This is a genomic window from Streptococcus sp. oral taxon 056 str. F0418 (assembly GCF_000220065.1).
Classification (GTDB): Bacteria; Bacillota; Bacilli; order Lactobacillales; family Streptococcaceae; genus Streptococcus.
In genome coordinates this window covers 1185336-1197670 of record NZ_AFQU01000001.1, presented here as the reverse complement: position 1 = coordinate 1197670, position 12335 = coordinate 1185336, and the positions used below count along the sequence as shown (strand labels likewise).

General features: G+C 35.5%; 13 protein-coding genes. 2 read left to right on the top strand and 11 right to left on the bottom strand.

What is annotated here, in order from left to right:
* Positions 1 to 29 precede the first annotated feature (29 nt).
* The 3 genes from HMPREF9182_RS05985 to HMPREF9182_RS05975 all read right to left on the bottom strand — a co-directional run bounded on the left by HMPREF9182_RS05985 (position 30) and on the right by HMPREF9182_RS05975 (position 3023).
* Positions 30 to 1046, bottom strand: coding sequence for a hypothetical protein (locus tag HMPREF9182_RS05985; protein WP_009443393.1), 1017 nt, complete (start codon positions 1044 to 1046; stop codon positions 30 to 32).
* Between the two features lie 15 nt (positions 1047 to 1061).
* Positions 1062 to 2183 carry a tRNA 2-thiouridine(34) synthase MnmA gene (mnmA, locus tag HMPREF9182_RS05980; RefSeq protein WP_009754388.1) on the bottom strand — a complete coding sequence of 374 codons (1122 nt, stop codon included), beginning with the start codon at positions 2181 to 2183 and terminating at the stop codon, positions 1062 to 1064.
* 297 nt (positions 2184 to 2480) lie between these two features.
* Positions 2481 to 3023 (bottom strand): LysM peptidoglycan-binding domain-containing protein, encoded by a 543-nt coding sequence (locus tag HMPREF9182_RS05975; protein WP_009443114.1) that lies wholly within the window; start codon positions 3021 to 3023, stop codon positions 2481 to 2483.
* Positions 3024 to 3335: 312 nt separating this feature from the next.
* On the opposite strand from HMPREF9182_RS05975, the gene sdaAB reads away from it, so the two are divergent.
* Together sdaAB and sdaAA are read left to right on the top strand one after the other, a co-directional pair.
* A complete protein-coding gene (sdaAB, locus tag HMPREF9182_RS05970; protein ID WP_009754292.1) occupies positions 3336 to 4007 on the top strand; it encodes an L-serine ammonia-lyase, iron-sulfur-dependent subunit beta in 672 nt (223 codons plus the stop codon).
* An 8-nt stretch (positions 4008 to 4015) separates the two neighbouring features.
* Positions 4016 to 4888 carry an L-serine ammonia-lyase, iron-sulfur-dependent, subunit alpha gene (sdaAA, locus tag HMPREF9182_RS05965; protein WP_009754999.1) on the top strand — a complete coding sequence of 291 codons (873 nt, stop codon included), beginning with the start codon at positions 4016 to 4018 and terminating at the stop codon, positions 4886 to 4888.
* A 54-nt stretch (positions 4889 to 4942) separates the two neighbouring features.
* On the opposite strand, the gene HMPREF9182_RS05960 is transcribed toward sdaAA, so the two are convergent.
* From HMPREF9182_RS05960 to yfmF, 8 genes are all read right to left on the bottom strand, one after another.
* Positions 4943 to 5572, bottom strand: a complete 630-nt coding sequence (locus HMPREF9182_RS05960; protein WP_009444023.1) for a LysM peptidoglycan-binding domain-containing protein — start codon at positions 5570 to 5572, stop codon at positions 4943 to 4945.
* Between the two features lie 185 nt (positions 5573 to 5757).
* Positions 5758 to 6552, bottom strand: coding sequence for an energy-coupling factor transporter transmembrane component T family protein (locus HMPREF9182_RS05955; protein ID WP_009754730.1), 795 nt, complete (start codon positions 6550 to 6552; stop codon positions 5758 to 5760).
* Positions 6545 to 7384: an energy-coupling factor transporter ATPase gene (locus HMPREF9182_RS05950; RefSeq protein ID WP_009443786.1), complete on the bottom strand. Its 840-nt coding sequence runs from the start codon at positions 7382 to 7384 to the stop codon at positions 6545 to 6547. The genes HMPREF9182_RS05955 and HMPREF9182_RS05950 overlap by 8 nt, the downstream gene beginning before the upstream one ends.
* Positions 7369 to 8193 carry an energy-coupling factor transporter ATPase gene (locus HMPREF9182_RS05945; protein WP_037603047.1) on the bottom strand — a complete coding sequence of 275 codons (825 nt, stop codon included), beginning with the start codon at positions 8191 to 8193 and terminating at the stop codon, positions 7369 to 7371. Before HMPREF9182_RS05945 ends, HMPREF9182_RS05950 begins: the two co-directional genes overlap by 16 nt.
* Before the next feature lie 2 nt (positions 8194 to 8195).
* On the bottom strand, positions 8196 to 8735 hold the full coding sequence (gene pgsA, locus HMPREF9182_RS05940) for a CDP-diacylglycerol--glycerol-3-phosphate 3-phosphatidyltransferase (RefSeq protein WP_009443552.1): 540 nt from the start codon (positions 8733 to 8735) through the stop codon (positions 8196 to 8198).
* Positions 8736 to 8742: 7 nt separating this feature from the next.
* On the bottom strand, positions 8743 to 9564 hold the full coding sequence (gene rodZ, locus HMPREF9182_RS05935) for a cytoskeleton protein RodZ (protein ID WP_009754519.1): 822 nt from the start codon (positions 9562 to 9564) through the stop codon (positions 8743 to 8745).
* Between the two features lie 176 nt (positions 9565 to 9740).
* Entirely contained in the window at positions 9741 to 11039 is a 1299-nt protein-coding gene (gene yfmH, locus HMPREF9182_RS05930) for an EF-P 5-aminopentanol modification-associated protein YfmH (protein WP_009443233.1), read from the bottom strand.
* Entirely contained in the window at positions 11039 to 12286 is a 1248-nt protein-coding gene (gene yfmF, locus HMPREF9182_RS05925; protein ID WP_009754737.1) for an EF-P 5-aminopentanol modification-associated protein YfmF, read from the bottom strand. The genes yfmH and yfmF overlap by 1 nt, the downstream gene beginning before the upstream one ends.
* Positions 12287 to 12335: the final 49 nt, after the last annotated feature.

Below are 12335 nucleotides of genomic sequence, written 5' to 3'. Positions count from 1 at the left end.
TTGAAGAGATTTGTCAATAAAGATCATTGCTAATCTTTTGACATAATGGCTTTCATATCTTGAATCCATTGTTCTGCTGATGTTTTCGCCTTATGACCAACTTTTTGAGACTTACTGTTTTTGAGTTGTCCTTGATAATCCGAAAATTTTTCAAATAATGATTCATAATCATCTGTGGTTGAAAATTGTTCATTAAGGGCATTTGATTTCTGCTTAAACTGATCAGGCCACTCATTCAAAGGAAGCGTTTCGGATTTCTGCTCAAGTAAGGACGTGTCAGATTCTGTCAACATGCTGTCAACTTCCTTTTTCTCGTAAAATTGATCCAATTTTTCTCTATAATATAAAATATCCTTCAGATATCTCTTAATATTACGATTTCTTAAATTTTCACCATACATCGGCTGGCTAACAAAGAAAAAGGCAAATTCTAAAATTGTTAAAGCAATTGTTGCTACAATAATAAACCCCAAAATCAGACTAACAGGAAATATTTTAGAATAGATTATAAAAGATTGCATTAAAATAGTCGTAATCGGAATAATTGCTAATATTGAAATGATGTGTAATTCAACTGTAAACCTTGCATCCGAGAAAAACCGTTTTTTGGATTCTCTAGATTTAACTTCTAGTAAAATTTGCTGTAAGTTATCATACACATCGTTGTCTGATAAACCAGCAACGTATTGTTTAATGTTGACTAACTTTTTATAATATAAATATTTGTCAGTTCTCCAGCCATTGGCCTCCCAAATTTTCTTGAGAACAATTTTATAAAGCAAGAACCAAATAAATAAAGATAATAAGAGAAAAATCAAGCAGATATAGAAGACAATTTCATCCCAACTTTGCAATATGAGATCATTAATAATAAAGAATAGAGAAATCAAAAATACATAGAAAGTAGGCAATCCTATCCACCAATATATTTTCACATACTTTTCTTCCTTTTTCATATCAAATTCTGTCAAGATTTTGTCAACAATTTCATGATAAAAGAAGCTCATTTCAGAATCCGTTACAGTATATCTTCTATTCTTTTTCATGGCTATTACCTTAACCTAAATATATTGTCTTACCTGATTATTCATATATGCATTGTCAATTAAGCCGCCACCTAAACATTCTTCGCCATCGTAGAAAACGACTGCCTGGCCAGGGGTGATTGCTCTTTGTGGTTGGTCAAAGTCGACAGTTGCTTTGTCACCCTTTACAAAAACTGTAACTTTAGTATCTGGTTGTCGATAACGAAACTTAGCTGTACACTCTAAGGTAAACTCATCTGGCATCTTTCTTGTAAAGTGAATTTGACTTGCTGTCAAGCTAGTTGACATTAAATTGTCATGATAAAATCCTTGGCCTACATAGAGGATATTTTGTCTTAAATCTTTTCCAACAACAAACCAAGGTTCATTATCTCCACCATGTTGACCACCAATGCCGAGTCCACCTCTCTGCCCAATGGTATAGTACATTAAACCTGCATGTTGTCCCATATCTCTGCCTTCCAATGTCATCATACGGCCTGGTTGAGCAGGTAAATATTGACTCAAAAATTCTTTAAAGTTCTTTTCGCCAATAAAACAAATTCCAGTCGAATCTTTCTTCTTAGCTGTTGCCAGTCCTGCACGCTCAGCTATCGCTCGTACTTCTGATTTTTCTAAGTGACCCAGCGGAAACATTGTTTTCTGTAGTTGTTCTTGTGAAAGTTGACTCAAAAAATAAGTCTGATCTTTATTATTATCTTTTCCGCGTAACATATGAATGGTCCCATCCTTATCACGCACTACTTGAGCATAGTGGCCTGTGGCTACATAGTCTGCTCCCAGTGTCAATGCATAGTCAAGAAAAGCTTTAAACTTAATTTCCTTATTACACATTACATCTGGATTAGGGGTACGACCTGCCCGATATTCTGCTAAGAAATATTCAAAAACGCGATCCCAGTACTCTTTTTCAAAGTTGACAGAGTAGTAAGGAATACCAATTTGATCTGCCACAGCTGCTACGTCCCTATAGTCTTCTGTTGCTGTGCAGACCCCAAATTCATCTGTGTCATCCCAGTTTTTCATGAAAATGCCAATTACATCATACCCCTGCTCTTTCAAGAGCAAAGCAGTTACAGATGAATCAACACCTCCACTCATACCGACGACGACACGAATCTTAGAGTTATCACTCATAAAATTCTCCCATCTTTTCGTTATTCACGATTGAAGGTCGTGTTATGCTTTAAACGATTGAAGGTCGCTTGAGCAGCTTTATTATAACATTATTTAATTATTTCAACAATAGTCTATAGATTTACACCATTGTCAATCTAATCGGAAAAAATATCAGACATCTTGAAACTGTTCCTTGTTCCACCCTACAAAGTTGATTGACATCATGGAGACTTAAAAAACTACAATGAGGTCAATCAACCACTTTACATTTTTTATATAAATTTAAAAGACTGGACCTTTTGTCCAGTCTTATGTCTAATACCAACCATTTGCCAACCAGAAAGATTTGGCAGCTACCCATGAACCATAGCGATTTGTAACATACGCATTGGCCACTTTTTCTTGATTTTCAGGTGATAAATCACCATTCAAATAAGTAATCGTTAATTGATAGCGTCCATAATATTGACCATTCTGAGCAGTATAACTACCACTTGATTCTTTTTGCGCAATAAACTCTTTTGCTTCTGATTCTTCTGTATTCAAGCCAACTGATGGAATGCTAGTTGCTTTCGCAGAAGTTGAAGATGTTTTACTAGTTGATTGAGATTTATTTGTATTTCCCAATTCCAGCACTTGACCAGTATGAATAAGATCTACATTTGAAATATGATTTAACTCTGCTAATTTCTCTACTGTAGTATTCTTTTGCGATGCAATAGCAGATAAGGTATCACCCGATTTTACTGTATAGCTATCTGCATTGGCCACCACTGGTAAAAATAAAACGATCGCTGCGAGACTTATAAAACTCGCCTTTACTGTTTTTTTGTTTTTGAAAAATGTCTGTATATGCATTTTTTACTCCTTTTCTTACAATTAGCGAATATTAGAAACTATATTTTTTCTATTTACTAAGTCGTTTCGCTATACATCTATCATACAAGTACTATATTACTCTGACTTTGAAAATAGATGATAAATATTACAAAATTATTGAAATTACAATAAGAAAGCTAATATAAGTCTTAAATAAAGGAATTTCCCTTTATTTATCTAAGTATATTTTTAAAAAAATAGCCTTTATCATAAAGTATTTCTCATCTAAAAATCAGCGGAAAATCCTTAACTTTGTTATAATAAAAGTAGAAATGTACGCAAGGAGAAACTATGTCTTCATTAAGATTTCAATCCGTTTTTGACATTATAGGACCGGTAATGATTGGTCCATCAAGCAGTCATACAGCTGGTGCTGTTCGTATCGGGAAAATTGTTGCTTCTATTTTTAATGATGAACCAACTGAGGTTGAATTTCAACTTTTTAACTCTTTTGCTAAAACATACCGTGGTCACGGAACTGACTTAGCTCTTGTAGCGGGGATACTAGGCATGGATACAGATGATCCTGAAATTCCTAATAGCCTTGAAATTGCCCATAAACGCAGCATCAAAATTGTCTGGACAATTCAGAAAGACAGCAATGCTCCCCATCCTAACACAACAAAAATAACGGTCAAAAACGACCGCAAAACAATTAGTGTAACAGGTGTATCTATCGGTGGAGGAAACATTCAGGTAACGGAACTGAATGGTTTTTCTGTCTCTCTTAGCATGAACACGCCGACAATCATTATCGTCCATCAGGATGTTCCAGGCATGATTGCTCATGTCACAGAAGCTCTATCTCGTTACAATATCAATATTGCTCAGATGAATGTTACCCGTGAAAAAGCTGGAGAAAAAGCAATAATGATTATTGAAGTGGATAGTCGTAGTTGCGAGGAAGCTATCAATGAGATTCGCAAAATTCCTCATCTGCACAATGTGAATTTCTTTAAATAGGAGAAAATATGTTTTATTCCATCAAAGAATTAGTTGAACAAGCTGATTTAGATTTCAATGGTAATGTTGCAGAATTGATGATTGCTACTGAGTATGAATTGACTGGAAGAGAAAGAGACGAGGTTCTACGCCTGATGACTCGAAATCTCGAAGTGATGAAGGCTTCTGTCCTTCTTGGACTGGACGAAAGTAAATCTCGTAGTGGGCTGACAGGTGGAGATGCAGCAAAACTTAACCAATATATCGCATCAGGAAAAGCATTGTCAGACTATACTGTATTAACAGCTGCAAAAAATGCTATTGCAGTAAATGAGCACAACGCCAAAATGGGACTAGTCTGTGCTACTCCTACAGCTGGTAGTGCAGGCTGTTTACCAGCTGTTCTGACATCAGCAATTGAAAAATTAAACCTTACAGAAGAACAACAGTTAAATTTCCTTTTATCTGCTGGTGCATTTGGCTTAGTCATTGCCAATAATGCTTCTATTTCAGGTGCTGAAGGAGGCTGTCAAGCTGAGGTTGGTTCTGCTTCTGCTATGAGCGCAGCTGCCTTAGTACTGGCCGCTGGAGGTTCTCCTTTTCAGGCAAGCCAAGCTATTTGCTTTGTGATTAAAAACATGCTTGGCTTAATTTGCGACCCTGTAGCTGGATTAGTAGAAGTTCCATGTGTAAAGCGAAATGCTATGGGAGCGAGCTACGCCTTTATTGCAGCCGATATGGCACTGGCAGGTATTGAGTCCAAAATTCCTGTTGACGAAGTCATTGACGCTATGTATCAAGTTGGATCGAGTCTTCCTACTGCTTTCAGAGAAACCGCAGAAGGAGGATTAGCAGCAACTCCTACAGGCAGAAGATTATCAAAAGAAATATTTGGAGAGTAAATGTAATTGACAATATTGTAAACATAAAAAAACGGCATGTGCCGTTTTTTTATTCTAAAATCCCCAAGCAGCTAGGCCTTGTTCTGTATAAGCTCTATAAGCTGTTTGAATCTGGTCTTCAACGGTAGCTGTTGAACCCCAGAAAGGCATTGTTTGGAAAAGACCGCTAGCTCCAGAAGGATTGTAAGCATCTACTTGTCCATTTGATTCACGTGCAATAATTGTTTCCCAGGTTGTCGCAGATACGCCTGTTAACTCAGCCATACGTGCTGCAGCGTAAGAACCAATTTCACCTGGAGTATTTCCATTCTCAAGAACAACTCCTGAGCTATAATTTGAATAGTTCGGTGTGGCAACATCTGTTGCTGGCGCTGGTGTAGCTGGTACAACAGAATTTGATTGTGCAGTAGGAGCCGCTGACGGTTTAGTAGCTGCTTTTGAGGCTTGGTTTGCTTTAACATCACCAAGTTCTAAAACTTGATCCACAAAAATCAAATCTGGATTTTGAATATGATTCAATTCAACTAATTTTTCAACTGTTGTTGACTTATCTTTTGCAATTTCTGATAAAGTATCTTCGGCTTTGACAGTATATGTATCTGCGTTAGCAACAACTCCTGAGATAAATAAAGTAGCTGCTGTTGCAAGAGTTGCAACTGAGCCTTTCATTGATTGTAATTTCATTATTACTTTAGTTTCTCCTTTTCGTGATACTACCATCATATACTTTGAATGTTACAGTTTTTTTAAAATTAAGTTACAAAAATTACAGATTTATTTTATTTAAAAAGCAAAAACGCTTTAAATCAAGGTTTTATCTTATTATTTAAAATATATATGTGAAATTTACACAAAATAGATACTTGACATTAATTTTTAAGTAAAAATAATATAGCACCCAAAAGGAATAAACTAAGAATGGCGATAGAATCTGCTGTTTTCCATCTTAGTTGTCTATAGCGACTCCGATTATCTCCACCTTGATAACCACGTGCTTCCATAGCAATAGCTAAGGCATCTGCTCTTTTAAAACTGGAGGCAAATAAAGGAATTAGAATAGGAATAATTGATTTTACCTTTTGCATCATATTTCCTTCACCAAAATCAACTCCACGCGCTCTTTGAGCATTCATAATACGAACAGTATCATCCATCAAAGTAGGTACAAAACGCAAGCTCATTGATAGCATCAATCCAATTTCATGAACAGGCAGTTTAAAGATTCGAAAAGGTTTTAAAAGCGATTCTACAGCATCTGCCAAACTAAGGGGCATAGTCGTTAAACTTAGTAAAGTAGAAAAAAATATGATCAAAATAAATCGACTAAAAATAATACCTGCTTGACCTAGCCCAATATCTGTAATATGAATAAATGAAAACTGAAAAATAGGCGTCCCTGCAGTTGTGAATACAAGTTGAAAAATTGTCGTGAATGCAACTAAGAAAAGCATAGATTTCAGACCTTTTACAAAGAATCCTATTGGAATTCTAGATAAAAATACCAAGAATAAAGTAAAAGAAAATAGCAATAAATTCGTTATTAAATTATTTGCCCAGAAAATAATTAGGATAAATAACAACATGGCTAATAGCTTACTTCTAGGATCAAGACGATGAATAACAGAATTACCTGGAATATAGCGTCCTAAAATCATTTTATCCATGTAGCATCTCCTTAAATTCTGTAATTGTAATGGGTAAGCTAGGCAATCTCAAGCCTTTTTGAACCATATTTTGAGCAAATTTTGTAATCTTAGGAACTCCTAGTTGAATATTTTCCATGAAATCTACATCTTGAAAAATATCTTTAGGATTTCCACTTCTGATTAGGCGACCTTTCTCCATAATATAAACAGTATCAGCAAAATTCGCAACGTCATCCATTAAATGAGTCACTAGTACAATCGTCATACCGTCATTATGTAAATGACTAAAAAGCTCCATTAATTCTTTTCTACCTAATGGATCTAAACCAGCTGTTGGCTCATCTAATACTAAAACTTCTGGTTCCATCGCTAAGATTCCTGCGATAGCTACCCGCCTCATTTGCCCTCCTGATAGTTCAAAAGGACTCCTTACAAATAAATCTTCAGAAATCCCTACCAACAGTAATTTTTCTCTCGCCACGCGCTCTGCCTCTTCTTTTGAAACACCAAAATTTTGTGGTCCAAAAGCCACATCTTCCAAAACTGTTTCTGCAAATACTTGGCTTTCAGCAAATTGAAAAACTAAACCGACTTTCTTTCTCACTTGCTTAATATCTTTATTGATAGAAGCTGCCGTAATTTCTATATCATCAACCAACACGCTTCCTGAAGAAGGGGTCAATAAACCATTTAATAGCTGTAGAATAGTAGACTTTCCACTACCAGTGTGACCAATTAAAGCGGTATATGATCCCGTTTTTACTTCTAAATTCACATCAAAAAGGGCAGGTCCCTCAAATGGAGTGCCTGCTTGATAAGTATAACTGACATTCTTTAAAGTGATTCCCATAAAGATTCCTGCAATTCTTTTTCTGTTAAATAGCCAGTCGGTAAGTCAAAATCTTCAGCCAAACTAACTTTTACTTGATTTGAAAAAGGCTGATCAAGGCCTAATTCTTCTAAATCTGATCTTGAAAAGAGTTCCTTAGCCGTACTACTCGACTCTACTCTTCCTTTTTTCATGACCAAAACACGATCACTTAGAGCCACCTCATCTAAATCATGTGTAATGGAAATAACAGTCATATTATGGCTATCCTTGATCCTTTTGACTGTTTGAATCAAGTCTAGTCGACCTTCTGGATCTAGCATGCTAGTAGCTTCATCAAGAATTATAATATCCGGCCGAAGCGCCACAACACCAGCAATAGCAACACGTTGCTTTTGTCCTCCAGACAGCCGAGCAGGTTCACGATCTTTAAACTCTTTCATTCCAACGATTTCTAGAGCTTCTGTTACACGACTCACCATAGTTGCATGATCTATTCCCTGATTTTCCAAACCAAAGGCGACATCATCTTCAACGGTTGCGCCGACAAACTGATTATCTGGATTTTGAAAAACCATTCCAATATGGCGACGTTTCTCCCAGACATTTTCAGCAGTTAGACGATCTCCTGCAATAAAAATTTCACCACTTTCTGCTTCCAAAAGGCCATCAATTAAACGAACTGTGGTTGATTTTCCGCTTCCGTTATGACCAACGATAGACAGCCACTCCCCTTGTTTCACGTGAAACGTTACATCATTCAAGATATACTGTTCTGATTCGTTTTCATACTTATATTTAAGATTACGTACTTCGATAATATTTTTCATCATTATTTAAAGGTATCTTTAAAAAGATAAGCGCTCCCTTTGAAATAGTCATATCCAGAATAGATAGTAAAAATTAAAGCAATATACAGGAGTATTTGACCTAAAATCGTCCAATGAAGAAGTAAGAAAATAATAGCAAACATCTGTGTAAAAGTCTTAATTTTACCTGGCATAGCAGCAGCTAAGACGGTTCCTCCAGTTTCTACTAAAAGAAGGCGTAATCCAGTCACAGCTAGCTCTCGGCAAATAATCACAGCAACTACCCAAGCGGGAGCCATATTCATTTCAATCAACATAATGAAAGCTGACATCACTAAAAGCTTATCTGCCATCGGATCAGCAAACTTACCAAAATTTGTAACAACTTGCCATTTCCGAGCTAAATACCCATCTAAATAATCTGTAATACTGGCTACTGCAAAAATAATCGCAGCAGTCACATGTACTCCTCTAGAAGAGCCAACGGTTAATAGCAAGATAAAAACTGGTATCAAGGCAATACGTAAAAGTGTTAAAGCATTTGGAATATTTTCTTTTTTCATAGCATCCTTAATTATTGATTGTTAATGTAATGGTTCCCATTTGAGTATTGATAGCAGAGGTATTGAGTACCTGATTATTGACTGTAACTGTAGTTCCTTCTACAACTCCCAAAGTAATAATAGTTGAAGAACCAGGTGATAAGGTCGTAGTCACACTTGTATTTTCTGGAGATAATACTACTCCATTAGCCAAATCTGTCCCTGATACACTAATCCAGCTTGTTACAGTAGTAACAGATATTTTAATAGTAACAGGACCCTTTGCCCCTGAGTACGAAGCTGTTAAGCTCTGCCCACTACCAGAAACTGTTAAAGCATTATTTGAGGAGCTACTTGACGACGAATCCTTCTGACTAGAAGGATTTGATGAAGTCTCCGAAGATTTTTCGCTTTGAACGACACTATAGCTAGTAGATGCAGTATCCACTGTTTGATTACGACTGACATATTGCCAAACATAATAAGTCACAAAGGCAATTATCGCTATTGAAATGAGAGCAAAGTAAAACAATGGTAGGTACGATGCTCTCTGTCGACTACTACGTCTCCTGCCCGCATTTTCCTCATCAATATCTATCTCATCGTAAGTCACCATACTACCAGACTCATAAGCATCTAAAATGATTTTATCATCGAGATCAACTGCCCAGGCATATTTACGGAGAAAAGATCTAGCATAAAAAGCGCTTGGTAATTTATCAAAATCATTCGCTTCCAAAGCCTCTAATAAATCGAGTTGAATATCTGTTTTTTGTTGTAAATCTTCTAGACTGAGTCCTTGATTTACCCGAGCTAATCGTAGGACCTCACCTATTGTTTTTTTTCTCATACGTTCAATTTCCTTTTAAAAATACTATCTAGAAACAGCTTGAAGGCAAATAAATAGACCCCAGCTTCAAACATTATATTGTAAAATTAAAAATAGAGAATAACTCCTCATTTCAGAAGTTTTACTTCTTCATTTTTATAGACTATTGTATCAAATTTTTTATCTTTTTGTTGGGATTATTTTGGAAAAATCGTAAAATCTATCATGTCACAGTTATCAATAAACTGGTGGCCTACTTCTAAAATATCTTCTAAATGAATATCCTGTAAAATTTTTGGTAAATCAAACAAATTTTCCCCACTCAAAAGTGTATCATACTGGGTTGCTATATATTCTAATGAGTTTAGTCCATGTAATAAATCGCCATACATCTCACTTTTTACAATATCTAAATGCTCCTCTGTGACATCTAAGTCCTGAGCAAAACCTTGGATAGCCTTTCGAATCTGATGAGATAATGCTACAGGCTCCTGCGTATCCATCGTTAAGATAACAAAGTGGAAACGATCCTCTACTTCAACTTCTAAAGTTAGAGAAGCATCTATTCTTCCTGCCTCATACAACTCCTGATAGCGCTTTGAAGTCCACCCGAACATCATATCAAATAATAACTTTAATATAACTTTATAACGGAATAACTTCTTTTTAAGAATTTTATCTGTTCCTCTCAGAGCAATAGCTAATTTAGGACGACTAACTTTCATTCTTGTACTGGCTGTCGGTATGACAGGAGATAATTTCAAGCTACGTCGTCTAATTGTTGTTTTCTCATCATCTATTTCATACAGAAGATATTGTTGTCGATCAATAGAAGCAGCCACATGATCTACATCAAAATTTCCAACCAAAAACAGGCTCATGTTTGATGGATGGTAAAATGTTTCAAAATTTTCATCTAAATCTTCTACAGTGATGTCTGAAATAGTCTCATGATTACCAGCTATATCCTGCGCTAAAGGTGTATCAGGATAAAGATTTGCTAAAGCATTAAAAAATAATTGATAATCTGAATCATCCTGATACATTTCGATTTCTTGTTGGATGATCCCTTGTTCACGCTGGATAGAATCTTCTGTGAAATAAGCCTCCCCAATTAGATTCTGTAATAATTCTAAACACTCTAACACATTATCAGTTGTAGAAAATAAATAGCTAGTTTTCGTAAAACTTGTAAAAGCATTACTTTCTGCGCCTAAATCGACAAATTTCTGAAGCAGATCTTCTCCATCTTCATCTTCAAATAATTTATGTTCTAAAAAATGAGCAATTCCAGCTGGGTAATGACGAGCTTGTTTCAATCCTCGTGGTATAAAATGAGTATCCACTGATCCAAAATGAACTGTCATAATACCATAGGTCTCACGAAAATTCATTTTAGGAAGCAGAAAAACTCGTAATCCATTAGGTAAAATCAATCGATAAAGACTTTCTCCAATAGACGGATATTCTATTTTTTTTATAGCTAGATCAGGCATTATTTTCCTTCCATAAAGTACATTGCTTGAAGCTTTAGGTTATTTGCTGCCGAGACAACATCCTCTTTTTGAACATTCTCCAAAGCTATCAACCACTCATCAATAGCAAGAAATTTTTCTCCTAAAATTGATGATAAATACGCCATTTCAAGTAATGAGTTTTGACGATCTTGAGATAAAAGTGCACTATTTCTCAGCATTTTCTTCGTTTGCTGAAGTTCTTCTTCTGAGAAATTCCCTCTCTTTAAATCAGTAACTTGCCGATTTATCAACGTTATTGCTTTATTACGATTTTGTCTATCAATTCCAGCATATACTCGCAACATTCCTGAAAAAATATCCATACTACTAGAAACGGTATAAGCCAGACTTGCCTTTTCACGCACTTCTACGAATAATTTAGAATGTGCATAGCTACCTAATAAACCATTCAAGACAAGCAAAGGAATATGACTATCTTCTCCGTACTGAATAGGAAAATGATACCCCATTTCTAAAATAGATTGATGTGCTTCCTTCTGCTCAATTCCTTCTCGTAAAATCTTCGAAAAATTTTGTTGATAGTTTAAACTTAAAATCTGCTTTCGATCTGAAAATTTGAATAGCTCAAACTGTTCCTGCATCGCTAACTCATTAAAATCACCTATAAAGAAGATGTCAATTTGATCTTCTTTTAACATCTTTTGAAAAACGGAAAAGCTAGTCTTCGGCGTTACTTGTCGCATTAATTCAACTGTTGAAACACGAGGAATTTGCATTTCTCGGCTTATGTAAAACAATTGATTCAACTCCAAGTGCGCGTGATAAAAATGATTTTCAACCTCAGATTCTAGTTCGTGGATAAGGTTTTTCTTTTCAATATCAAAAATAGATGAATCAAACGCTCCATCATGAGCTAGCGGAGATAATAAACTAGCTTTAATAAATTCTATTATTTTAGTTGTGAGAGTATTTTTTCTACTTAAAAATGAGTCTCGTACAAAAGAAACATTGACATCAACATAATGAATCAAGCCTCTTCTTGAAACACTAGTTGAATAATTTGAACCATATAAACTTGCCAAATGTTCACGAAATAGTTGTGAAGTTGGATAAACAGCATTAGCAGTCTCTAAAAGACTAGAAACGATTACTCGCTCAGCAATTGTATCCGCACTCATAGGAGCTGAAAAACGAATTTTAATTTTATTTGTCTTAAATTTAGTTGATTGAATAAAATGAAGATTCATTCCCTGTGCTAATTTCATAAACTTCCTCGCACTTCCTAATATAAACTCTATTATATCACGAAATAGA